This is a genomic window from Treponema bryantii, assembly GCF_900111035.1.
GTDB classification, from domain to species: domain Bacteria; phylum Spirochaetota; class Spirochaetia; order Treponematales; family Treponemataceae; genus Treponema_D; species Treponema_D bryantii_C.
In genome coordinates, this window is the sequence record NZ_FOFU01000001.1 from 377,274 (window position 1) to 402,517 (window position 25,244).

Consider the following 25,244-nt stretch of genomic DNA (forward strand, 5'->3'; position numbering starts at 1 on the left):
TTTTTACTTTCTGTGTTATAATAAATTAAACAGGAGATTACAAAATGTCAGATTCAAAAATAACTAAAAGTGATTTAGTTGATGCAGTTTATAAATCAACTGATATCGAAAAGCAGATCATTCAGAATGTAATAGACAGTTTTTTATTACAGACAAGAGAGGCTTTGGAACAAGGCTCAACAATTGAATTACGGGGCTTTGGAACCTTTGAGGCAAGACTTCGTAAAGGTAGAGCAGTTGCTCGAAATCCTAAAACAGGTGAAAAACTCAGTGTAGCGCCTCATTATGTTGCGGCTTTCCGTGCTGGACAAATCTTAAAGGACAAGCTCTGGAATCTAAAAAAAGATGAAAAATAAAAAGGCTGCTTCAAAAACTCTGGATTTTTTTCAAAAAACTTTACTCCTGATTACAGCTTCAGTTTTATTCTGGCTTTCAAATCCAAATATTTTTTTTGAAGATGGTCTTGGCTGGCTTGCTTGGTTTAATTATCTTCCAGTTTTTTTCTTAATCAGAAAATGTAATATACGTCAATCCATATTATACGGTGCTTTTTACGGCATTATTTCATATGGTCTTTATGGTTACTGGCTGAATACCTTTCATCCGCTTGGCCTGATTATTGTTTGTATTGCTTATATGATTATCTGCGCACTGCTGTTTGTTGGCTTAAAATGGGCAGATTTAATTTGTATTAAAAACGGCTGGCTGCTTCAGTTTGTTTGTGTCTGCGCTTATGAATATTTAAAAACGCTCGGTTTTCTTGGAATGAGTTACGGTGTAACAGCTTATACTCAATGGAAGTTTACCACTTTGATTCAGATCTGTTCTGTGACAGGTGTGTTTGGTCTTAATCTGCTTGTAATATTTCCTTCAGCATTTTTATTCAGTTTGATTTCAAAAAAACAGGCGAAGCAGAAATTGATTCATCAGGTTGATTTTGAAAGAAAATCGCATATTTCGGCTTATGTGAAAAAAGAGAAGGCGCTTGCCGTTAATTCGCTGCGTTTGACTTATATTTGTGGACTTACCTGGGCTGCGCTGTTTTTTTCTACTTTGATTTACGGCAATTATGTTGTGAGACAGCCTGTTTCAAAAAAATCTGTTACTGTAGCCGCAATTCAAAATAATGATAGTCCTTGGAAAAATGGAATTGAAGAATATTCACGTAATGTAAAGAATCTTATTCAATTGACAGAGGAAGCACAGTCTCTTTCTTCTGAAATTGATTTTGTTGTATGGCCGGAAACTGCTGTAGCCCCATCAATCATTTACAACTATGATTATGGAAATGATGTAAGACGTTTTATGCTGATTTCTCAGCTGCTGAATTTCCTGGATGAAAATAATGCAGTTTTTGTAATTGGAAATTCCCATGAGGTAGAATTTCGTGGTGCAGAAAAGCAGTACTATAACAGCGCATTAGTTTTTGAATCAGGTAAAAATGTGCATCCGCCGGAGCCTCAAATTTATTCAAAAATGAAACTGGTGCCTTTTACAGAAAGCTTCCCATTAAAGCATACTTTTCCTTCATTATATGTCAGGCTTTTGAATGGCGGCTCTCATATGTGGCAGAAGGGTGATGAGTATACAGTATTCAATTACCGTGGCTTAAAGTTTTCTACGCCAATCTGCTTTGAAGATACTTTCAGTACAATCTGTCGTCAGATGGTATTAAATGGTTCCCGATGTTTTATAAATCTGAGTAATGACTCCTGGTCAAAAAGTACTGCCTGTCAGCATCAGCATCTGGCAATGGCTGTTTTCCGTTCTGTTGAAAATCGTGTACCGACGGTAAGAAGTACTGCCAGCGGGGTAACCTGTATAATTAGTCCGACTGGAAAAATTGAAAAGATTGCTCCTGAATTCTGTCAAGCTTTTGTAATTGGTAAGGTTCCGCTGATGAATGAAAACTCACAGACAGTATTTACCAAAACTGGAGATATTGCAGGAATGGCAGAAGCTGTGCTGGGAGCATTTATATTGCTAATACAGACAATTGTTGTTATAATTAAAAAGATATTAGATAAGAAATAATATTTGCAGGTGAATTGATGGCTGATAAAAACGAAATTGAAAAAAAGAATATAACAGTTTTTGGTGAAGAAACAGAATTCGATGGAGTACTTGAATTCAGCGACCGTCTTGTTATTACTGGAAAATTCAGCGGAAAAATAAATGCACCTGCAGGTGACCTAGAAATTGCAAAGAATGCAGTTTGCAAAGTTGATAAAATTGATGCTAATTCAATTATTGTAGCCGGTGGTGATGTAAACGGTGATATGAATGCAGCAGAACGTGTTGAAATCTGTTCTGGAAGTAAGGTAATCGGTAATATCACAACTGCAAGAATCAGAATTGCAAATAATGTAGAGTTTAGTGGTGATGTAAACATGCTTGATAAGGAACCGGAAGTTGATTTGTTCTCGGTTGCATCATCAGAATACAAACAGGCAATGCTTATTCATTCTGATGTTATAAAATAAAGGCTACAATCGAAGAAACGTTATATGCATCAGTGGCAAGCTGTACTTGCCAGTTTTTAAAAATATTGACAGAAATGTCAAAAAAGATAATAATAGAAATATAGGAAATATTTAATCAATTCTTTTTCCAAAAAAATCATTTAAATCGGTGTTTATTTTTTAATCAATATATAAAATCAAAATATAATTCTAATTTTTTTATGAGGATTTTTTAATGGCAGCATTAAGAAGACGTCGCGCAGACGGTGAAAATGTTTCAGAGCCTGCAGAAGAAGCACAGGCTACTCTTGATTTTGGTTCACCAGAAGAACAAAACACAACAGAAACTCAGGTAGAAACTCCTGTACAAAATGAACAGACCGAAGAAGCTTCTTCCGAAACACTACCAGTAGAAGGTGAAGCTGCAGATGCCGGCAAGGTTGTTGTAAAAAAACGCCGCGTTGTTAAAAAGACAGAAGAAACTGAAAAATCAGAAAAGGCAGAAGGCGCTACACCTGCTTCAGAAGAACGTCCAAATACAAACAATTATCGATATCAGAATAACCAGAACAATCAGAACAGATATAACAATAACAGACGCGGTCAGGGCGGAATGAGAAAACCTTATGGTCGTAACTCTTATACACCACCTAGTCCGGAAGTTGCAGAAATGATGGCTGCAGAAGCTGCTGCCGCTGCAGAAGAAAATGCAAACAAACCACGTCTTTTAATCAATGACCTTACAATCAAATCTATGCCAGAGCTTCGTGAACTTGCAATGAACTATGGCTTTACTGCAGATGACCTTGCTCCAATGAAAAAACAGGATTTGATTTTTGTTATCCTTAAAGCACATACAGAACACGGTGGAATTATTTTTGCTTCCGGTTCTCTTGAGATTTTGCCTGATGGTTACGGCTTCCTCCGCAGCCCTCAGAACTCATATCTTCCTGGTCCAGATGATATTTACATCAGCCCAAGTCAGATCAGACTTTTCAATCTTAAGACCGGTGATACAGTTTACGGACAGACCCGTTCTCCAAAAGAGGGTGAACGCTTCTTTGCATTGCTCCGCATTGAAACTGTAAACTTTGATGAGCCACGTATTGCTCAGACTCGTGTTCCATTTGAAAACCTTACACCGCTTTATCCAAATGAAAAGCTCCGTCTTGAAACTGTAAGTACAGAAGTTTCAACACGTATCGTTGACCTCTTTGCTCCAATCGGTAAAGGTCAGCGTCTTTTGATTGTTGCGCCTCCAAAGGCCGGTAAGACAATCCTTATGCAGAAAATTGCTAATGCCATTACAGCAAACAATCCTGAAGTTTTCCTTATCGTTCTTTTGATTGATGAACGTCCTGAGGAAGTTACTGAAATGGAACGCGCTATCAAGGGTGAAGTTATTTCTTCTACTTTTGATGAGCAGGCTACACGCCACGTTCAGGTTGCAGAAATGGTACTTGAGAAGGCTAAGCGCCTTGTAGAGCATAAACGTGATGTTGTAATTTTGCTCGATTCAATTACTCGTCTTGCACGTGCTTATAACCAGACTGTTCAGACTTCTGGTAAAGTACTTTCTGGTGGTGTTGATTCTAACGCACTGTTCAAGCCAAAGAGATTCTTTGGTGCTGCACGTAACGTAGAAGAGGGTGGTTCTCTTACAATCATTTCTACTGCTCTTATTGAAACTGGTAGCCGTATGGATGAGGTTATTTTTGAAGAGTTCAAGGGAACTGGTAACTCTGAAATTGACCTTGACCGCAAGCTTGCAGAACGCCGTCTCTTCCCTGCAATCAATATCAAAAAATCTGGTACACGTAAGGAAGAACTGCTTCTTACAGAAAATGAGCTTCAGAAAATCTGGATTCTTCGTAAGGTACTCAACCCAATGGAAGATGTTGATATCACCGAACTTATTCTTGACCGCATGAAGAAGAGCAAGACTAACGAAGCCTTCCTTGCCAGTATGAATGCTGGTACTGCAGGCATTGAATAATAGAGATTTCCCGGCACAAAAAATGCCGGGAAATTATTCATTTAATAATCAATTTAGAAAATGAGAACAAAATTAATTACTATTTTCACTATTTTTACCTTTTTAATTTCTTTTATTTCCTGTGAACAAAATGAAGATGCCTTGCCTGAGTCTGGTAAAAAAGTCCCGGCAGGCACATACATTTTGTCTCTTATTGAAACCACCGATATTCATGGCTACCTTGTGAACACATCGGAAGAAACTGTTCATTACAAGCTTGCCTATATTGCAGATAAGGTAAAGGATATCCGCGGACGGGGAGAGGCCTATAGTAAAGAAAAAATGCTTCTTCTTGACGGTGGCGATATTTATCAGGGGACTACAGTATCAAATCTACAGAGAGGAAAACCTCTTTATATTGCCTTTGATAAAATGGATTACGATGCAGTCGCAGTAGGAAATCATGAGTTTGACTGGGGCTTTGAAAATATGGTCGAGGCAGATGGAACCCTTCCAGCTTATGAACTTGACGGCCAGCTGTATACAAATCCTGTGCCTGTAATTTGTGCAAATCTTTTTCAGAATGGAAGCCGTATTACAAATACAAAGGATTATGTTATCGTCGAAAAAAATGCTGTAAATGAAAATGGTCACAGTGTTACTGTAAAAATCGGCATTATTGGATTTGCAGAAGATTGGGCTTCAAGTGTTATGACTGCCCAGTTTACTGGAAAAGGTTATGAGATTAAAGAGAATTATTCTATTGCAAAAAATATTGCAGTTGAGCTTGAAGCAAGCGGAAAATGTGATGCTACAATTCTTCTGGTGCATGGGGCTGCAGATACTGCAGTAAATAAGATTGGTAATGATTCTGTAATTGATCTTGTACTTGGCGGACACACACATGTAAATCTTTCCAGTGAAGATGGCCTTATGCCTTCTTATCTGCAAAGTGAGTCTTATGGGGAAGCCTATGCTTATGCAGAGCTTTCTTTTTATGTTGATGATGACGGAAATGTGTCTTTTGCAAACATAAGCAAAAATGAAACAATTCCTGTTGATAAAACAAAGGATACATATACTTTTGCCGGCGAAAATGCAGAAGATCTTGATGAAGAAATTCTTAAGCTCTCCGATGTCGCAATTGAAAATGTCAGGCCTCTTCTGGAGGAGGTTATTGGTTACATTACTGTTGATGCAACCAATAATTATCCGGATACAAGTCTTTCAATTAAAGGAAGTGATGGAAGGGCAAGTGTTATGGCTAACTGGATGTGTGACATCATCCGGGAAATTGGTAATGCTGATATTGCCTTTGTAAACAGTGGCGGGGTTCGTACTTCTATTACCCTGGATGGTTCAGCTAAAAAAAATATAACTGTTTCAGATGTATATGAAATTTTCCCTTTTGATAACCGGATTTATGTTTATGATATTACTTATGAGGAATTGCTTTCGGTTTTCGAATATGCAATGACAAGCAGTGGAAAAGGATTAATTTCCAGAGTAACTGGAATAGACTGTTATTTTACCAAAGAGAAAAAGCTTAGTGTTTCGGGTAAAACGTACACAGCTTATGCAGTTAAGTCGCTTTCAAAAGACGGAGTGCAGATTTATGCGGATGGAAAATGGGCTGACACCTGGAAGGACCGCAAGGTTAGTGTTGCCTTGAGCGAATATCCTGCTACAACAGATCGGCAGAGTTATTCAGATCCACATAATCCATTTGTTGCATGGAATGAAACTGAAAAACTTGTTCAGGATAGTCTTATAGATAATGAGAATGCGATAAAGGTATTGAAAAAGGAAGCTGCTGAAAATTCAGGATTACTTACTATAGATACTCGTCCGCATTTTATTTTGTACGAAGATATTTCGAAATGATTGTATACGGATTTTTAAGGTTTTAACGGTAATTTTGTTTTAGAACCTTTTGTGTTTATGGGGTCTAGCAGGACTTCCGCAGCGCCAACATTACTGAATTAATTAATAATGTGAAAGCCATGTGGCGGCAATAAATTTACAAGTTGCGCACTTGACCTGATAATTTGATTTTAATATAATAATTTAATCATTTTTATCTTGTGATATTATTTTTGTAATTTGTTGACGGTAGCGGAATGATGGTAGTTCTGATAGGACAAGCCAGGGGCAGCCGGGCGTAATATCGGGCAAGAGTATAGGAGTTATAATATGAAAAAGGGAATCCACCCAGACTACAAACTTACAAAGATTACTTGCGTATGCGGTAACGTAATCGAAACACGTTCAACTGTTGAGAACATCCACGTTGAAATTTGTTCAGCTTGCCACCCATTCTATACTGGTAAGCAGAAACTCGTTGATACTGCAGGTCGTATCGATCGCTTCAACAAGCGTTACGGTATTAAAGACAATAAGTAATTTTATAATTATACTTTATCAAAAAGACTTCCGTATGGAAGTCTTTTTTTTATCTTTATTTCAAAACAAATTCCCAAACTTTATGAGCTTTCTTTCCTGCATAGTCTTGTGGAATTGTTTCTTCTGTTATTTCTTTCCAGATGAAGTCGGTGCCGGCTGCGGTTTTCGCTGGGATTTTTGAGATGTCGAATTTTATACGTTCTGAGTTTGTGGAGAAGTAAAGTCTTCCGCCCGGTGCAAGGATATTAAGACAGTCTTTCACTAGCTGCGGCCAGTCGCGGTTTATATCCAGCACATCTGTTGTTGACTTGCTGTTACTGAAGGTGGGTGGATCCAGAATAATCATATCAAAAAGTTCTTCTGCTTTGGGCTTTCCGCTTTTTGCAGCAACTGCTTTTTCCTGCAAATAACGCATGCAGTCTGCACGGGTAAAAACATATCGGTTTTTGTCAGTAAAGCCATTTAACTTCATATTATCTTTTGCCCATGTAAGATATGTGTTTGATAAATCCACAGATTCTACATAAGATGCATTTCCCTGGGCAGCATAAACAGAAAAGCTTCCTGTATAACAGAAGAGATTAAGTACACGCTTTTTGCTTGCAGTGTCGCGAACAACAGTCCTGAGAGGACGGTGATCAAAGAAAAGTCCTGTATCAAGATATGTTGTAAGGTCTACGCGGAAAATCTGTCCCTGTTCCTGAACGAATCCGCTGATTTCCTGTGCATTGTCATTTTTCTGATATTGTTCATCATCCTTATGGCTCTTATGTCCGCGGGATTTTTTTACGATATGAGAAGCTTCAATTCCAAGTACAGCGCTGGCAGCTTCTGCCATTGCATTCAGCCATTCAGCTTCATCTTCATCTGATTTTTCATAAGGACGTTCATAAAGATAGAGTACTGCATAAGTTCTTTCTTTAATTCCCTGTTCAACTGTCGGATCATTTGCAGAAAGACGGGCGTTCTGGTCACTCATAAATCGGGCAGTTTCAATTACAGAATCAACTCCATCCGGAAGAAATTCATAAAGATCAAGACTTACTGGAACTTCCGGAATATCACGGTCATAAAGTCTGTAGCAGCTTATTCTGTTTTTTCGTGCCCACTTACGGAGTTCCTTATATTTTTTTTTCAAACGGTTAGAAAAAAGCTCCGCCTGATAGCTTGTTTTAGTCTGTGTATCGGAATTATTCATGCTTGAAGTTTACCACATATCTGTTATAATTAAAACTATGACTGCGACTGAAAAATATCTTGCTATGAATAATGAATTCTGTAAACTTCGTGATGCAATTTACGAAAGTAATGTAGTAGAAGCAGATGAAGATGAAAATGTTCAACAGAGTGTACAGATGGCTCTGGGAGTTTTGTGCCAGTATCTGGATTACTACAAGGAATTAAACAAGGTTAAAAGCCGCGAAAAAACAAAACAATAAACAGATATTGTTTTAAGGAGAGAGGTTTAATGAAGAAATTCTTTTCAGTATTGCTCAGCATTCTTTTTGCTGTGTGTCTTTTATTTACTTTACTGCTTTCTGTAGTACGTTTTAATTTCAGTTATTCTTCAATTACAAAAATGCTTAGCGAAATGATGAAGCCGGTTGCTGCTGCTCCTGTTGCAGAAGATGGACTTTTTCATCCGGAAGATATTCACTATATGCTTGCAGGTTATGAAGATTATGGGGAATTTGATTTCAGCAGTGTTGATTTAAGTTCAATTGATATGACCAATATGGACGTAAATGCAATTGTTGAGACATATCTGGAAGCTGCCGGCATTGAAGTTGAGCCTGAGTTTGTAGCAGAGGTTCTTGCTTCTCCTGATATATCAGAATTTGTAGACAAGTATGTTGGTGAAATCGTTGATTATATGACAGGTACAACACAAGAACTCAATATAAATCCTGATGATATTTTGAATGTATTGAACAAGTCAATTGATATGTATGAAGAGCATACAGGAGAAGTTGTTGATAGAACTGGAATGAAGGAAGCTGTTACAAACAGTGTTGCAGAAGCAAAAGTTCAGCTGGAAGAAAGTCTTGATCAGGTAAAAGCAGAAAATGCTGAAACTCTTTCGTATTTGAAAAAACTCGATTTACTGCTTTCGTTGAAATTCTATCTTCTTTGTATTTGTGTTTGTGTCGTTTTAGCTTTAATACTATTTTTGATTAACCGTAATATTTTCGTCTGGTTAAAATATGTATTTTTACCATGCTTTATTGATGGTCTGATTCTTTTCATAATTGCTATTGCTGGCAGCGGTATTCTTCCTGGAATTCTGAAGACAGTTATCTCTCAAAATCAACTTCCAGGAGGAGTGTACGAAGGAATCTGGAGTATTGTTGCTAAACTTCTTTCTCAGATGAAGATTTATGGAATTATAAGTGCTGTTCTTGGTATTGCGTTATTTGTTTTTGGAGTATCTCTGGATAAAAAAACTTCTGTGGCAGCTGCTAAAGAGTAAATAAAGCGGATTTAAGGGGGATTCGTCTTTCCCCTTAGTTCAAGTACTTCTTTTACATATAGTAAAGAATGCGTAATTTATTGACGATATATATAAAGTAGTATGGATAATCAGCAGATTAGGGAAATTTTGGAAAGTCTCATAACAGAAAGAAAAGTTCGTCCTCCTGTTAAACTTATTTCTCAGGAAAAACTTGATAAGCTGATAGATTCCTATTACAAAGAACAAAAGGAACCTGTAAAAAGCAGAGTTTCACCTCGCGCTCACTAAATCAGCGATTTATTGTAACTATCTACTTATATATACATAATCTCCAAAAAACATTATAATAATAATCTCAAAAATTTGCATTTATCCCACGGCCTGTGTGTGCGTGCGGTAAAAATATATTTGTGTGACCCTGTGTGGTCAGTAAAGGAATCTTATGGATTTTACAGAGTTTGGTCTTGATGAAAGACTTTTGAAGGGAATTGAAGCCGCCGGTTATGTTACATGTACTCCGGTTCAGGAACAGGTTATTAAGGCTTCTAAAGCAGCAGAGGGAACAAAGGGCCCTGATTTGTACGTTCAGTCTCAGACTGGAACTGGAAAAACCTGCGCATATCTCGTAGCAGTAATCGGAGAGATGGTTAAGGCTGAAAATGCAGGAAAAAAATGTTTGATTCTTGCTCCTACACGTGAGCTTGCAGTTCAGATTGAAGAGGAAGCAAAGGTACTTGTTGGAACAAGCGGACTTAAGGCTTTCTCTGTTTACGGTGGTGTTGGTTACGAAAAGCAGATTGCCACTCTTAAAAAAGGTGTGGATATTGTAATTGGTACTCCTGGTCGCGTAATTGATTTGAATGAGGGTGGAAATCTCGACCTCAGCAATTCACATTTCTGCGTAATTGATGAAGCAGACCGCATGTTTGATATGGGATTTTACGATGATCTTCGTAAGATTTTGAAGAAGCTTCCAGAAGCAGAAACTCGTCAGACTATGCTTTTCTCTGCAACTCTTAACACATATGTAAAGAATCTTGCATGGGAATATACACGTGATCCTGTGGAAATCACAATTGAAGCTGAAAACATTACAGTAAGCGAAATTCAGCAGGAACTTCTTCATGTTTCATCTGATGAAAAAATGAAGCTCCTTGTTGGAATCCTTAAGCATGAAAATCCAGAATCAGCAATCATCTTCTGTAACACAAAGCGCAGCTGTGAAGTAATTGCAAAGCGTCTTGTAATCAATGAGATTCAGGCTGAGTTTATGATTGGAGATCTTCCTCAGTCTAAGCGTCTTGCAATCCTCAAAAAGTTCAAGGCTGGAGAAATTAAGATTCTCGTAGCAACTGATGTTGCTGCCCGCGGTATCGACGTAGATGACCTTGCTATGGTAATCAACTACGACCTTCCTGTTGAAGCTGAAAACTATGTACACCGTATTGGTCGTACAGCTCGTGCCGGTAAATCTGGTAAAGCATATACTTTCTGTTCTGAACAGGATGTTTATAACCTTCCAGCTATTGAGCGCTATATCGAAATGTCTATTCCAGCAACTGTAGCTTATCCAGATCAGATGGAAGAAGATAAATCTGCCGGTATGTATATTAAGACTGAAAACTGGCGTGGGGACGATGATTATGATAACCGCGGTGGTTACCGTAAGGGTAAGGACGGCGATATTCATAACAGACGTCGTGATGACCGCGATGGGCGTGGACACGGAAAACGTAACGGACACGGTCGCGATGACAAGCGTGATGACCGCCGCCATGACGGATATAAGAAAGACGGCTACAAGAAAGGTGGAAAAGGTCGTGATTTCGAAAAGCGCGGAAAGAAGCCTTACATCGATCCTGCTAAACTCGCTGGTCTTTCATACGAAGAGCGCATGAAGATGTATAAGGATGCTTATGCTTCTGGATCTGTTTCAAAAGGTGCAAAAGACATCTACAAGAAGGGCGGATATAAGAAGGGTGATTATAAGAAAGGCGATTACAAGAAGAACGGTAAAAAGCCATACAACAAATCTTATAACAATAACCGTCCACAGCAGAAAGCTGCTCCTGAGAAGAAGTCATTCTGGCAGAAAGTAAAGAGCTTCTTTGGTAGATAATTGAGGGGATAATAAATGATTACAGTTAGTGATGTTAGTGTTTCGTTCAGTGAAAAACCGCTTTTTAAGGACGTAAACCTTAAGTTTAATAAAGGAAACTGTTATGGAATTACCGGTGCAAATGGTGCCGGTAAATCTACTTTCTTAAAGCTGCTTAGTGGAGAGCTCGAAAAGGATTCCGGAGAAATCTTTATGACTCCGGGCGAGCGTATGGCTGTTTTGAAGCAGGACCACTTTGCTTTTGATGAATATTCAGTAAAAGATACTGTTATGATGGGCTTTCCTCGTTTGTATGAGGTTTCAAAGGCTCGTGATGAGATTTACGCAAAGGCAGATTTTACTGAAGAAGACGGAATTAAGTCTGCAGAGCTTGAGGCTGAGTTTGGAGAACTCGGTGGATACGAAGCAGAAAATCAGATTGAGCAGATGCTCTCAGGTCTTGGTCTTGAAGAAGAACACCATGACAAGATGATGAGTGAACTCGACGAATCGCAGAAGGTTCGAGTACTTCTTGCACAGGCAATCTACGGTAACCCTGATGCATTGATTCTCGATGAGCCTACAAACGGTTTGGATATTGAATCAATCACATGGCTTGAAAACTTCCTTCTGGATTTTGAAAATACAGTAATTGTTGTATCGCACGACCGTCACTTCTTGAATACAGTTTGTACATTCATCTGCGATATCGACTACGGTAAGATTACTCAGTTCAGCGGTAACTATGACTTCTGGTATCAGATGACTCAGGTTATGCAGCGTCAGGCTCACGACCAGCAGAAGAAGACTGAAGAAAAGATGAAGGACCTTCGTGAGTTCATTCTCCGCTTCTCTTCTAACGCTTCTAAGGCTAAGCAGGCTACAAGCCGTAAAAAGATTTACGACAAATTGGCAGATTCTCTCGAAGAAATCCCAATTTCAACTCGTAAGTTCCCATATGTAAACTTTAAGGCAGACCGCGAAATTGGTAACAACGTTCTTGAGTGTAAGAACCTTTGTCTTAAGGATGCCGATGGAACTGAGCTTTTGAAGAACTTCAGCCTTACAGTAAACCGCACAGACAAGATTGCTTTTGTTGGTATTGAGCATAACTCGGTAACAGCACTTTTTGATATTGTAAACGGTGTAAGAAAGCCTGATTCAGGTGAGTTCTTCTGGGGACAGACAACTTCTCAGACTTACTTGCCACGTGACAACTCAGAAAACTTCAATAATGATATGAATATTACTGAATGGCTTAAGCAGTACTCTAAGGAACAGGACGACGCATACGTTCGCGGCTTCCTTGGACGTATGCTTTTCAGCGGTGATGAATCTTTGAAGAAGGTAAAGGTTCTTTCCGGAGGTGAAAAGGTTCGCTGTATGCTTTCTAAGATGATGCTCAGCGGTGCAAACTGTATCACTATGGATGATCCTACAAACCACCTTGACCTTGAAGCTATTCAGTCTTTGAACGAAGGTTTGATTGCATTCCCTGGTGTTCTGCTTTTCAGCTCTCACGACCACGAGTTCATTCAGTCTGTTGCTAACCGCATCGTAGAAATTACTCCTAACGGAATTATTGACCGCATGATGAGCTTTGATGATTACATCACAGACCCACAGGTTAGTGAACTTCGTGCTAAGTTGTACGAAGGAACTGGAAAGAAGATTAAATATAGAGTGTAAGTCGGCAAGCATAGCTTGCCTCTGAGGCATTCTTTCGATGAACCTAAAGCAACCCTTTCGGCTTGCTTTTTAACGGTTCTTCGATTGTTGCCTACATTTTGGCTTTTAATTGTCCTAAGAAGTCGGAGAACATCGCACCGGTTTCTTCCTCGGTAATCTGCTTTGGTTCGTGGTATTCTACGAGGTTGGCAGGGATTTCGTCGAGGAAGCGGCTTGGTGTAACTTCTGTATAATCAAAGGGGCTTCCTGAGCCAGTATCATCAGTTCGGAACTGGCGTCTTTTCCTTTTCTGACAGGAAGTCATAACTAGTTTTTCTCTTGCTCTGGTAATTGCAACATAAAATAATCTTCGTTCTTCTTCAACATCACCATTATTTTCTTCAACAGAACGTGCATGAGGAATCAAACCTTCTTCTACACCGGCTATGAAAACAACTGGAAATTCCAGACCCTTTGAGGCATGAATGGTCATCAAGTTGACTTTTCCTTTATTTGCTTCATCATCCCCATTATCATGACTGGCAAGAGTAATACGATTTAAGTAATTATACAGATTAGGATTATTGTTGTCCGGATCATTTTCCCAGGTATCAATAAACTGTGTAAACTCTTCGATATTTTTTAATTTATAAGAAACAGCCTTTTCACTTTTTGGATATTCAGAAATAAGGTAACTCTTGTAATCAATATCATCTACAAACTGGCGAACTTTATTTGCAAGGCCACGTCCACTCAGAAGTTTCTGTCGGTTTTCTTCAATAATATCAACAAAGTTCTGAAGATCTTCTTTAAGAGTGTCACTCGCTGTTGAAGCTTCTGCGTGAATCAAATAATCAATCGCGTTCCAAAGCGTACAACCGTTAAGTTCCGCAGCTTCATTCATAAGTTGAATTGCTGCACGTCCAATTCCACGTCGCGGTGTATTTATAATTCGCAGTAGATTTATATCATCATCATGATTTGAAATAACACGGAGATAACTGATTACATCTTTGATTTCTTTACGTTCAAAGAAGGAAGTTCCACCACTCATTGTGTACGGAATATTGTTATGCAGGAATGCTTCTTCTATGTAGCGGCTTTGAGTATTAGCACGCATAAGAACGCCAAAATCATCGTACTTGCGTTTTTCTTCAACTGCGATTCCAAGAATAGATTCAGCAATAAAGTCTGCTTCATCAGTCTCATTTTGTGGCATAAAAAGTTCAATCGGCTTACCGACACCTTTACCGCTCCACAGCTTTTTATCCTTACGGTTTGTGTTGTGGGCAATTACACCGTTTGCAGCTTCCAGAATTGTTCCTGTTGAACGGTAATTCTGTTCGAGGCGGATTTCTGTTACATCAAAATCTTTTTCAAAATTAACAATATTCTGATAGTCGGCACCACGCCAGCTGTAAATACTCTGGTCATCATCACCAACGACAGCAACATTTTTATCTGCAAGAAGATGCATCATTTCGTACTGCTGATGGCTTGTGTCCTGAAACTCATCAACCATAATGTATTTATAGCGCTCACGGTAGCGGGCAAGAACTTCCGGATATTCCTTAAAAAGTTTAATCGGAAGAACAATGAGGTCATCAAAATCAACTGCGTTATAAAGTTTAAGCCCTTCCTGATAAAGCTCGTAAAGAGGCTTGTACATATCGTTTGCAGTTTCCCAGTTCTTGCGTCCTGTTTTGATATTTGAAATCAGGTTTCCGATTGTGTAAATATCCATTGCTTCCGGTGAAAATTTAAGCTCGCGGCCACATTCCTTAATAAGAGCTACACGGTCTGTTTCATCATAAATTGAAAAGTTTTCCCGCCAGCCTAGTTTGTCTATATCCTGTCGAAGAATCTTTACTCCAAAAGCATGGAAAGTTGAAACAGTAAGATTCTGAAGTTTTTTCTCTGTAAGAGTTTTGATTCGGTCTGCCATTTCCTTTGCAGCTTTATTTGTAAAGGTGAGGGCAAGTATTGAGCTTTGTGGAATACCTTTATCGAGCATGTGAGCAATTCGGAATGTGATTACACGGGTTTTTCCGCTTCCGGCTCCTGCGATAATAAGGATTGCTCCTTCTGTTGTTGTTACAGCGCGGTACTGCTGAGGATTAAGTTCATTTTTCAAGGCTTCCAAATCAAGCATAGGGTTTTATAATACGCAGATACTATTGTCGGGTCAAGTACGGCATTCGACCATCAGATGTATTTGCTATTATAGGGAATTCCTTGTATAATATATGCAACAAAAAACAACATACAGGAAAAAACTATTATGAATAATCAGGTAAGTGCATTTCTTTCTGCACATAATTTTGTAAATCATGTTGATGTATTAACTGTCGCTCAGGCAATTCTGGACGATATGAAAAAGGGCTTGCGCAAGGACGGCGCAGATCAGGATATGATCCGTACTTTCTGTAATCCTCCTGCAGCTTCTGCAAAAGGCAAGTCTGTAATCGTTATTGATGCTGGCGGAACAAACTTCCGTTCATGCCTTGTTACTTTTGATGATGCTGGTGTTCCATCTATTTCTGATATGGAAAAGACCCGTATGCCAGGTGTAGAAAAAGAGCTTTCTCGTAAAGACTTCTTTGAACAGATTGCAAATAATCTTGAACACTTGAAAAATAAATCAGACAGAATCGGATTCTGTTTCTCATACCCAATGGAAATTCAGGAAGATGGCGACGGTATTCTTCTTGGTTTCTCAAAGGAAGTAAAAGCTCCGGAAGTTGTAGGTTCTAAAGTTGGTGCCTGCCTTAAGGAAGCTCTTTCTGCTCATGGCTGGAATTCAATTAAACGCATTACACTCTGTAACGATACTGTTGCTGCATTGCTTGCTGGTGCTGCCTGCGCAGAAGATGGTGATAAATATTCTTCAAACATCGGTTTCATCCTTGGAACTGGTATGAACGCTGCTTATATTCAGCCTGACTGTGACTGCTGCAATATCAAAAAGCAGATAGTAGTTTGTGAGAGCGGTAAGTTCCTTAAAGTAAATCGTTCTGATTTTGATGTTGATTTTGATAGGACTACTGTAAAACCTGGTACATTCTACCTTGAAAAGCTTTGTTCTGGTGCTTATCTTGGACCAGTTTCATGGTTTGCACTCAAGGCTGCTGCTAAAGATGGTCTTTTCACAGAAAAAACTGCTGCAGCAATCAATGGTCTTGAGACTCTTACTCTTATTGAAATGGATAAGTTCCTTCATCATCCATATGATAAATCTTGTGTACTTGGAAAAATCGCTGCCGAAGTTGCAACTGAAGAAGATGTAGATAAGATGTTCCAGATTCTGGATGCAATTGCTGAGCGTTCTGCCCGTTATTCTGCTGCAATTCTTACAGCATGTGCTGTAAAAACTGGAGAAGGTAAGAATTCTTCTAAGCCAATCTGTATTCTTTGTGACGGAACAACATTCTTTAAGACATATAAGGTTCGTGAACGAGTATACGGCTATCTTGATGAAGTTCTTACTCGCCAGCTTGGTATTTACTGGAATATCGTATCTTGTGATAACGATATTACTTTAGGTGCAGCTATTTCAGGTCTTATAGATTAAAGTTTGATTGATTAAACTTTATGTGATATAATTTAATGACAGTCTTCGGACTGCCATTTGAGGGGAAATTATGTCTTTCAAAAAGTCTTTAGGAAAAACTTTTGTACTTTTAATTATCATTCTCATTCTTCTGGCTGGTGGGCTTTTATGGTTCGATTATCTTGGTGTCGTTCATGTAAAATCAGTTTTTTCACCTGTATATAAGATTCTGAAGAAAAATCCACAGACCTCTACAACTACAACACAATCACGTCCCCTCGTTGCAAATCTTGATGAAGACAGACTCAGAAAACAGCGCGAAGCTCTTGATATTTTTAAAGAAGAGCTTGATAAACGCGAATCTGATGTAGAAGCAGCTGAAAAACAGAATGAACAGGTAAGTGCAGAGCTTGCTGAGCGTGAAAAAAATCAGGAAGAAAGAGAAAAAACATTTAACCTCAAAGTAAAAAAATACGATGATAAGAATATAAACGTTGAACAGATTGCTAAAAATCTGAATGGTATGAGACCTGAAGCAGCGGTTAACATTCTTGTTGCGATGGATGATCAGACTGTAATTGACGTCCTTCGCAAGGTCGAGGAGATTGCAGCCGCTGAAGGTTCTTCATCTATGGGTTCGTACTGGCTTTCCTTAATGCCGTCTGACCGGGCTGCAGAAATACAGCGGAAGATGATAAGTAAGCCGGAGTCCCTGGACTAGCATTCAGTAATGGCAAATCTTCAACGCATTAAGGAGATTTGCCAAGTGTCATATCAGGCAATCACAGATATCATCGTAAATCCTTCTCAACTTCAGGACTTACAGTTATCTAATACAGTTAAAGATTCTCCGAAACAGACTTCTGTATCTTTTGCAGATTATCTTGCAGCTTATAACAGCGAAGATGTATCTAAAACAGAAACAAAAACTGTTCAATCAGAAGACCAGACTTCAAAAATTTCTGATTCAGAAAAAGCTGAAAACACAGAAAAATCTGAGAAAACTTCTGATAATCAGGTAAAAGATCAGAATGAATCTGAAAAAGTATCGGAAAAGACTGTAGAAAAAACTGAATCTGATGAAAATAAGGATAATAAAATATCTGAAAAAACAGATTCTAAGGGAAAATCCGTTAATAATTCTGAAACAGAGGCAAAAAAATCTGTAGAAGATAAGAAAACTGGAAAGGCAGATTCAAAGGATACTAAGGATTCAAAGAATAAAAAGCTTTCTGATAAGGACTTTTCTCGTTTTGAAGAAATAGCAAAAACTGCTGAATCAGAAGATAATTCTGCAAAACTCGCAGGGGCTGTACAGAACTCAATTAAATCAGATGAAAAAGAAATAAAGCTTTCTGATAATGAAATTGAAGTTTCTGAAAACGCTATAAATACAGATTCTTCTGCACAGCTGGCATTGAATAATATTCAGACAGAAGAAAGCAGTTCAGATACAGAATTTGATTTTTCAGGTAATCAGGATAAGACAAAAAATCAGTTTACTCTTGATAAAGACGGAAAAATTACAGTTGAAGATCAGCGTACAAAAGAAGTTGCAGAAACTGATAATACTAAAAAATCCGCTCTTAAAACTTCTGAAATAAAACTTGCAAATGAAAACACAGCAGTAATGTCTGTTGAATTGAATCCAAATGCAGAAGCAGATGTTCTTTCATTGAATACTCAGACAGCTGCTTCAAATGGTTCAAACTTCCAGGCAATGCTTTCAAATCAGCTTCAGAATGTTGCTCCTGAATTTGTAAAAGCTGGAAACTTAGTTCTTAAAGACAATAATCAGGGAACAATAAATCTTGTATTACATCCGGATGATCTTGGAAATGTAAAGATTCATCTTTCTCTGGATGGAAAAACATTGAGCGGTCATATTACTGTAGCTACTAAAGAAGCTCTTCAGGTTTTCAAGGATAATTCTGAGACACTGCGCGAAGCTTTCATTAAGAGTGGTTTTGATGCAGCCAGCTTTGATGTTGCCATGAATAATGGTTCTATGGCAAATCAGAATATGGGATTTAATGGTCAGGATGATGGAAGAAATATTTTTGCACAAAGATTGTATGGAAATTCAGCAGAGGGGCTTAGCGCTGAATTGGACGACATCTTTGAAAATGCAGTAGATATTTCGAATTATTCTGTAAACATCGTAGCGTAAGCTGACGATATAAAAAAGGCGGTTCAGAAATCAGTGTGGTGGCTGATTTCTGAAATAACATAAAAAGTGATTGAGGAGAATGATGGAACTACTTAACACACAAAACAGCATTAACACTCAAATGAGTGCGAGCGAACAGTTTGCAGTTGAAAATGCAGTAAACAACTACAACAAAACGCTCGTTGTGGAAGGAAGAAAAACTTCCAATGAATTGGGAAAGGATGATTTTCTGAAGCTGCTTATTACCCAGCTGCAGAACCAGGATCCGACTAGCCCTATGGAAAATACAGAGTTTATTTCCCAGATGGCTCAGTTCAGTTCTCTGGAACAGATGACAAACATGAGTTCATCCTTTTCGAGAATGGCAGCCTTTATCAACAGCTCAGAAGCTGCTGCCACATTAGGTAAGACAGTTGAATTGGATATAGGTGATACATCCGTTCAGGGAGTTGTGGAAGGGGCAACCCGCGGGGAAAATCCACAGGTTCTTGTAAAAGGCATGTATTACAGCATGGATAAAATTAAGGCGATTTACGCTGACTAATCGGGTAGGAAGGAAGGGAATAGCATATGATGAGATCACTTTATTCTGGAGTTTCAGGACTTCAGAATCACCAGACACGAATGGACGTAATTGGTAACAACATTTCCAACGTTAATACAAACGGCTTTAAACGTGGCCGCGTAAACTTCCAGGATATGATCAGCCAGCAGATGAGTGGTGCAGCTAAACCTACTGACGAGCTTGGTGGTGTAAACCCTAAAGAAGTTGGACTTGGTATGACTGTTGCCTCAATTGATAATATCTTTACACAGGGTAACCTTCAGTCAACAGGAGTTTCAACTGATATCGCAATCCAGGGTAACGGATTCTTCCTTCTTAAAAGTGGTGAAGAATCATTCTATACAAGAAACGGTGCATTCGGTCTTGACCGTGATGGTACTCTTGTAAACCCTGCAAACGGTATGCGTGTTCAGGGATGGATGGCAGATGAAGTAAACGGCCAGATGCTTGTTTCTACAGCTGCAACTCCAGAAGACCTTATTATTCCTGTAGGTTCTAAGGATCCTGCTAAGGAAACAACAAATGTAAACTTCGCATGTAACCTTAACAAGAATACTCCAGAGATTCTTGAAGGTGCAAGTGCAGATGATATCTATAAAGGAACATGGGGAACTGAACAGAAGATTTACGACAGCTTTGGTAACGAACACCTTCTTTCAGTTTCTTTCCGCCGTGTAGTTGGTAATCCAAATCAGTGGGAGGCTACAGTTCTTGTAGATGCTGATAATGCAGATTATACACAGACTCGTGTAGGTCTTGGAACAACTGACGGTGTCGGAAATACTTTCCTTGTAAACTTTGATAACTACGGTGCTCTTCAGTCTGTAACAGACTCTTCTGGAAGAGAATCAAATCTTGAAGGACAGATTGTAATTCAGACTTCTTTTGCAGTAGCTGAATCAAATCCTGACGCAGAAGGAAATCCTTACCGCCAGACAATGAACATCAATCTTGGAACAATCGGGTCTTTCAAGGATACAATTACACAGTCTGCTTCTAAGTCTACTACAAAGGCTTTCTATCAGGACGGATACACAATGGGTTATCTTGATAACTTCAAGATTGACTCAAGCGGAATTATCACTGGTGTATACTCAAACGGTACAAACCGCACAATTGGTCAGATTGCTCTTGCAAGTTTTGCCAACGACCGCGGTCTTGAAAAGGCCGGAGACAACACTTATGTAGAATCTAACAACTCTGGTATGGCTCGTATCGGTGAATCAGGAGTTGCAGGTAAGGGTACTTTGATGGCTGGTGCTTTGGAAATGTCAAACGTTGACCTTTCTGAACAGATGACAGACATGATCGTAACACAGCGTGGGTTCCAGTCTAACGCTAAGACAATTCAGACAGCAGATACACTGCTTGAAACAGTATTGAGCCTTAAGAGGTAATAGGTTCTAGGTTTTAGGTTCTAGAATTTAAATATAAAATAATTAATCCCGGTAGATAATCCATCAATCTGCCGGGATTTTTTTTACTGAAAAGCATGGGGATTTTAAGGGGCTTAGCCCCTTAGGAGAAAGGGTAGCCCGCAACAAAGTGCGGGCGTAGGGGAAGACTTTCCCCTCCTATAACCTGGAACCTGACACCTATAACCTATATCTCTTTATGGAAAGGCTTTAAGATTTCTACAAGTCTTTCTTTTTTGAAAAGTACCGCATAATTATAGGCACTCATACCCATCATATCTTTTACATCAGGATCTGCGCCGTTTTCTGCTAGAAGCTTTACGAGAGATTCTCTGTTTGCTCCAACTGCAAGAATCAGATTATTCTGGCCTTCCTTGTTGATTGTATTAAGATCAGCACCTTTTGAAATCAGATACTTTGTAATCTTTTCGTTTCCACGCCATACTGCATCCATTACAGCGGTATAACCGCGGTCTTCTGAAACAGCATTCAGTTCTGCACCAAGATCATAAATCATCTGTACAAATTCGAAATTGTCATTGCGGCATGCAATGTTAAGCATTGGAGTTCCAAGGTCATCGCGGGAATTTATACTCATGCCGGCTTCAAGAAATTCATGAACAATTTCAGGCTTGTTTTTTGCAATATAAGTTCCAAAACAATCAGAAGTATATGGAATTCCTCTATTTAACAGCTTTTTCTTTGCAATTCGCATGTTAGCTTCTTCAGCAAGATTATTGTATTTCTTAGTTAGAACTTTATACAAATCATCTGCATCTTTTCCGCCAATTCCAATTTCTTTTCCAAAAAGATAATTTTCAAGAATAAAATTATTGTTTGTAATTACCGGAATATTTTCAGCTGCAAAAAATCCAAAGACTGCACTCAGTCCTGCACCAACCGAAGGAGATATAGATTTCGGATCTTTAGTAAAAATAATACATGCAGAAAGATCTCTGAATATTTTTTTATATTTCTTAAGTGATTCATCTGTAATTGGGGCACAGAATACTTTATTTTTCTTATTCTGCTCAGAAATAAAAGTATTTATTTTATCAGAGAGAATTTCATCATCAGATATGACCAGCCATTTCATAGTTATTTAATTATAAGGTACAAAAACTCATAACACAAGAAAAATGATAAATCGAATAATTCTTTTTTTTTCTTTTACAATATGGAATTTATAACTTATAATTATATTATATACATGAGAGTTTCATCTACAAATACAACGGTTCCAGATTTCTCATCTGTTATAGCATGTATTTCAAATCATGTTCCATTTGAATATACTCTGACTAGCCCTGGTGCTGAAAGCAGAGAGTTTATTAAAAAGATTACAAATGAATATTTAAAACAGATTCATCTGGAAAAATATTACAATTTATTAGGCCTTTGTATGGAAGAGATTATTTCAAATTCAGTAAAGGCAAATATTAAGAGAGCTTATTTTATTACTCATAATCTGAATATAAATAATCATGATGATTATGAATCTGGAATGAAGCATTTTAAGGAACAGGGATTAAGTAATATTAGAGATGCTAAATTTGTTGAAGAAATCAATAAACTTGGTTTATATGTAAAGCTTTCTTTTAATGTTGAAAATAATTGTTTATATATAACAGCGCGAAACAATTCAGTTATATCTAAAGAAGAAATTTCTAGAATAAATAAGCGACTTTCAATGTCTGAAAATAAGTCATCAGAAGATATTTTTATGAATTCTATTGATCAAACTGAAGGTGCAGGACTTGGTATAATTATGATTAAGAAGATCCTTAGCCAGATAAGTTCAATAGACGAATGTTTCAGGATAAGAGCTACAGATACAGAAACAATTACAGAGTTAATGATTTTACCTTAAAAAAATTATATAATTAAAAATATTATTATGAAAAAGTTTATTTTATTATTTATTACTCTAAATCTTTTTACAGGTTTATTTTCTTTTGATAGAACAATTTCTCATTCGTATAAGGCTGATTACAGTCTTTTTCCAGAATCAAAATATAAGAAAACATATACTGATAAATTAACCGGAAATTATGATATCAGATATTGTGTTCAGACTAATTTAGTTATTCCAAAAAAAGAAGCTAATGGATATACCTGTGAACAGATTATTAAGAAACTGGATCAGATGGGTGGACTTGATAAAGAATGCTTTGGTGTTAGTTTTATAGATGAAAAAAGCCGGGAACGAAAGGCATTATTTAAGCAGGCTGTTTTTAATCAGAATGAAGGGCTTTTATATGTGAAGGATAGGGCTGCAGGTGGACTTAATTTTGATGTGGCAATTGATACTTATAAAAACAACGGAAATATTTATGCAATAAATGCAATCATAAATAAAAAACCGGATAATATTTTTGTAAGAGGAATAAAAAAACGGGAAGCAGAAATATTTGTTTTTATGCAGGAAAATGATGAGACTGTCAGTGTTTATGCTCTTGTACAATGTTCCTATTCTCCGCTAGAACATAAAATAATTAAGAACCTTGTTGAAACCTCAGTTACCTTAAGGGTAGTTGAAATTCAAAACTGGTTTTACAGAATGTTGACAGGAAAAAAATAAATAGATGTAGTCTTCTGAATAATAAAAGGTTATAATGAAGACATGAGAAATCTATTTATAAGAAGAATAATTAGTTATTTTATTGTGATGAGTTTTAGCCTTTGTCCTTTAATGGCTCAAGAATCAAAGACTGTAGATGTAATGTTTACTCATGATGTACATTCCTTTCTGGACAGAATTGCGCAGGCAAAAACTTTAATAAACAGACAGAAGGCTTTAAATCCTGAAACACTTCTCCTGGATGCTGGTGATTTTTCTCAGGGAACTTTATATCAAACTGTTTATGCATCAAAAGCTGCTGAATTAAGAATATTAGGACTTGCAGGCTTTGATGCTACAACAATGGGAAATCATGAATTTGACTGTATGGACACTGGCGTTGCCGGTATGCTTGATGCGGCACGATTAAGTGGCGAGAGACTCCCAGAGTTTTTGCTTTGTAATGTTGACTGGTCAAAAGATGATGATTATACAAAAACTGTAAAGCGTGCTTATGATGCTTACGGAGCGAAGGATTATACTGTATTCGAAAAAAATGGAGTTCGAATTGCAGTGTTTGGTTTATTTGGTGAAAACTCTCTGTTCTGTGCGCCAACTTGTAAACTTACATTCTTTAATCAATATGAGCAGGCTGCAAAGGTTGTTGCTCAGATTAAACAAAAAGAAAAGCCTGATATGATTGTCTGTATAAGTCATAGTGGTACAGATAAGAAAATCAAAAAAAGTGAAGATGAACAGCTGGCAAAAAAAGTTCCAGATATCGATCTTATTATAAGCGGACACACTCATACTATTCTTGAGAAACCAATACAGCATGGAAATACTTACATTGTAAGCTGCGGTGAATTTGCACAGAACATCGGCTCTCTTTCAATGAAACAAAATAAGAACGGCCGATGGGAAATGGCACGATATGAGATTATTCCAACTGAAGGCGTTGAACCCGATTCAGTTATAGCTGCTAAATTAGAGTCCTTCAAAAAAGATATAGATGAAGAATATTTGAGTAAGTTTGGTTTTGAAACAAATGAAGTTTTAGGAAAGGCTTACACTAACTATTCTCATCCGGAAATGGGCCATATCATTTCGGATATGTATAGAAAGGCAGTTGCAGAATATGAAATCACAAATCCAAATGCAGAAAAAACTGGCTTTGGAAAACATATAGATTTAGCCGTTGTCCCAACTGGTGTTGCCCGAGAGGATCTTGTAAAAGGTAATGTAACTACTAAAGATGTATTTAATTCATTCAGTCTTGGAATTGGTCCTGATGAGATTGCCGGCTATCCGCTTGTAAGTGTTTATTTGAGTGGCCGTGAATTCAAGAATGCCTGTGAAATAGATTTATCAATGGGCTCAACTTTAGGTTTCTCTCTATTAAATCTTTATTTTTCTGGAATCACTTATGAATATAATCCTCATAGACTTGTTCTTGATAAGGTAACAAAAGTATATCTTATTAAGGATGATGGAACAAAAGAAGAAGTTCAGGATGATAAATTATATAGAGTAGTTTCTGATATCTACACAGGAAGAATGCTTGGAAGTGTAAATGATTTAAGTTATGGACTTTTAAGTTTAATTCCTAAAAACGCTGATGGTACAATAGTTGAAAATCTGGAAGATAATATCATAAGAACTTCAATTTTTCCCGGTACAACAGAATTTAAGGCCTGGGCAGCAATTGCTACCGGTGTAAAGATGACAGGTGATATTGGCGATTATTCTGGAATTTTAGAAGCTGCTTATAAAGAAGTTCCGAGCAGAAACATCTTTAAGATTCTCAAAAAGCCAAGTAAGTTTGCAAAAATTGTTTACTGTTTGATTTTTGGACTTATAGTAGTTATTGCCGGAATTGTATTACTTTGTATTAAGCGAAAGAAAAGGAATAAGAAGGCTTAATTT

General features: G+C 37.7%; 22 protein-coding genes. 19 read left to right on the forward strand and 3 right to left on the reverse strand.

Annotated features, from left to right (window positions below; all coding sequences use genetic code 11):
* The first annotated feature begins 44 nt into the window (after window positions 1-44).
* The 6 genes from BMY21_RS01680 (at window position 45) to rpmE (ending at window position 6,840) form a co-directional block, all read left to right on the forward strand.
* Window positions 45-356 carry an HU family DNA-binding protein gene (locus BMY21_RS01680; protein ID WP_074640285.1) on the forward strand — a complete coding sequence of 104 codons (312 nt, stop codon included), beginning with the start codon at window positions 45-47 and terminating at the stop codon, window positions 354-356.
* Window positions 346-2,034, forward strand: a complete 1,689-nt coding sequence (gene lnt / locus BMY21_RS01685; RefSeq protein ID WP_074640287.1) for an apolipoprotein N-acyltransferase — start codon at window positions 346-348, stop codon at window positions 2,032-2,034. Before BMY21_RS01680 ends, lnt begins: the two co-directional genes overlap by 11 nt.
* 17 nt (window positions 2,035-2,051) lie before the next feature.
* Window positions 2,052-2,483 carry a bactofilin family protein gene (locus BMY21_RS01690; RefSeq protein WP_074640289.1) on the forward strand — a complete coding sequence of 144 codons (432 nt, stop codon included), beginning with the start codon at window positions 2,052-2,054 and terminating at the stop codon, window positions 2,481-2,483.
* 214 nt (window positions 2,484-2,697) lie between these two features.
* Complete coding sequence (gene rho / locus BMY21_RS01695) at window positions 2,698-4,458, forward strand: transcription termination factor Rho (protein WP_074640291.1); 1,761 nt, start codon at window positions 2,698-2,700, stop codon at window positions 4,456-4,458.
* A 60-nt stretch (window positions 4,459-4,518) separates the two neighbouring features.
* Complete coding sequence (locus BMY21_RS01700; RefSeq protein ID WP_074640293.1) at window positions 4,519-6,321, forward strand: bifunctional metallophosphatase/5'-nucleotidase; 1,803 nt, start codon at window positions 4,519-4,521, stop codon at window positions 6,319-6,321.
* A 309-nt stretch (window positions 6,322-6,630) separates the two neighbouring features.
* A complete protein-coding gene (gene rpmE, locus BMY21_RS01705) occupies window positions 6,631-6,840 on the forward strand; it encodes a 50S ribosomal protein L31 (protein ID WP_074640295.1) in 210 nt (69 codons plus the stop codon).
* A gap of 55 nt (window positions 6,841-6,895) precedes the next feature.
* Here the strand turns inward: rpmE and BMY21_RS01710 are convergent, their stop codons facing one another.
* Window positions 6,896-8,038, reverse strand: coding sequence for a class I SAM-dependent methyltransferase (locus BMY21_RS01710; protein WP_074640297.1), 1,143 nt, complete (start codon window positions 8,036-8,038; stop codon window positions 6,896-6,898).
* 37 nt (window positions 8,039-8,075) lie between these two features.
* Here BMY21_RS01710 and BMY21_RS01715 point away from each other — a divergent pair, with 37 nt between their 5' ends.
* From BMY21_RS01715 to BMY21_RS01730, 5 genes are all read left to right on the forward strand, one after another.
* Complete coding sequence (locus tag BMY21_RS01715; protein WP_143064141.1) at window positions 8,076-8,279, forward strand: hypothetical protein; 204 nt, start codon at window positions 8,076-8,078, stop codon at window positions 8,277-8,279.
* Between the two features lie 29 nt (window positions 8,280-8,308).
* Window positions 8,309-9,310: a hypothetical protein gene (locus BMY21_RS01720; RefSeq protein WP_074640300.1), complete on the forward strand. Its 1,002-nt coding sequence runs from the start codon at window positions 8,309-8,311 to the stop codon at window positions 9,308-9,310.
* Window positions 9,311-9,412: 102 nt separating this feature from the next.
* Entirely contained in the window at window positions 9,413-9,580 is a 168-nt protein-coding gene (locus BMY21_RS15730; RefSeq protein WP_177177692.1) for a hypothetical protein, read from the forward strand.
* 154 nt (window positions 9,581-9,734) lie between these two features.
* Window positions 9,735-11,411, forward strand: a complete 1,677-nt coding sequence (locus BMY21_RS01725; protein WP_074640302.1) for a DEAD/DEAH box helicase — start codon at window positions 9,735-9,737, stop codon at window positions 11,409-11,411.
* 15 nt (window positions 11,412-11,426) lie between these two features.
* Window positions 11,427-13,079: an ABC-F family ATP-binding cassette domain-containing protein gene (locus tag BMY21_RS01730; RefSeq protein ID WP_074640304.1), complete on the forward strand. Its 1,653-nt coding sequence runs from the start codon at window positions 11,427-11,429 to the stop codon at window positions 13,077-13,079.
* Between the two features lie 91 nt (window positions 13,080-13,170).
* On the opposite strand, the gene BMY21_RS01735 is transcribed toward BMY21_RS01730, so the two are convergent.
* Complete coding sequence (locus BMY21_RS01735) at window positions 13,171-15,201, reverse strand: ATP-dependent helicase (protein WP_439895602.1); 2,031 nt, start codon at window positions 15,199-15,201, stop codon at window positions 13,171-13,173.
* Window positions 15,202-15,339: 138 nt separating this feature from the next.
* Between BMY21_RS01735 and BMY21_RS01740 the strand changes: the two genes are divergently transcribed.
* The 5 genes from BMY21_RS01740 to flgE all read left to right on the forward strand — a co-directional run bounded on the left by BMY21_RS01740 (window position 15,340) and on the right by flgE (window position 20,740).
* Window positions 15,340-16,629 carry a hexokinase family protein gene (locus BMY21_RS01740; protein WP_074640307.1) on the forward strand — a complete coding sequence of 430 codons (1,290 nt, stop codon included), beginning with the start codon at window positions 15,340-15,342 and terminating at the stop codon, window positions 16,627-16,629.
* Between the two features lie 70 nt (window positions 16,630-16,699).
* On the forward strand, window positions 16,700-17,329 hold the full coding sequence (locus BMY21_RS01745; RefSeq protein WP_074640309.1) for a periplasmic-type flagellar collar protein FlbB: 630 nt from the start codon (window positions 16,700-16,702) through the stop codon (window positions 17,327-17,329).
* Window positions 17,330-17,374: 45 nt separating this feature from the next.
* A complete protein-coding gene (locus tag BMY21_RS01750; RefSeq protein WP_074640311.1) occupies window positions 17,375-18,778 on the forward strand; it encodes a flagellar hook-length control protein FliK in 1,404 nt (467 codons plus the stop codon).
* Window positions 18,779-18,857: 79 nt separating this feature from the next.
* Window positions 18,858-19,322, forward strand: coding sequence for a flagellar hook assembly protein FlgD (gene flgD / locus BMY21_RS01755; protein WP_422100121.1), 465 nt, complete (start codon window positions 18,858-18,860; stop codon window positions 19,320-19,322).
* Between the two features lie 26 nt (window positions 19,323-19,348).
* The gene (gene flgE / locus BMY21_RS01760; protein WP_074640315.1) at window positions 19,349-20,740 is read left to right on the forward strand and encodes a flagellar hook protein FlgE; all 1,392 of its coding nucleotides are present in this window, start codon (window positions 19,349-19,351) and stop codon (window positions 20,738-20,740) included.
* Window positions 20,741-20,945: 205 nt separating this feature from the next.
* Here flgE and BMY21_RS01765 read toward each other — a convergent pair whose 3' ends face one another.
* The gene (locus BMY21_RS01765) at window positions 20,946-21,854 is read right to left on the reverse strand and encodes an ankyrin repeat domain-containing protein (protein ID WP_074640316.1); all 909 of its coding nucleotides are present in this window, start codon (window positions 21,852-21,854) and stop codon (window positions 20,946-20,948) included.
* A 114-nt stretch (window positions 21,855-21,968) separates the two neighbouring features.
* Here BMY21_RS01765 and BMY21_RS01770 point away from each other — a divergent pair, with 114 nt between their 5' ends.
* The 3 genes from BMY21_RS01770 to BMY21_RS01780 all read left to right on the forward strand — a co-directional run bounded on the left by BMY21_RS01770 (window position 21,969) and on the right by BMY21_RS01780 (window position 25,241).
* A complete protein-coding gene (locus BMY21_RS01770) occupies window positions 21,969-22,628 on the forward strand; it encodes a hypothetical protein (RefSeq protein WP_074640318.1) in 660 nt (219 codons plus the stop codon).
* 27 nt (window positions 22,629-22,655) lie between these two features.
* Complete coding sequence (locus BMY21_RS01775) at window positions 22,656-23,339, forward strand: hypothetical protein (RefSeq protein ID WP_074640320.1); 684 nt, start codon at window positions 22,656-22,658, stop codon at window positions 23,337-23,339.
* Between the two features lie 87 nt (window positions 23,340-23,426).
* A complete protein-coding gene (locus BMY21_RS01780; protein WP_218141020.1) occupies window positions 23,427-25,241 on the forward strand; it encodes a bifunctional metallophosphatase/5'-nucleotidase in 1,815 nt (604 codons plus the stop codon).
* Window positions 25,242-25,244 lie beyond the last annotated feature (3 nt).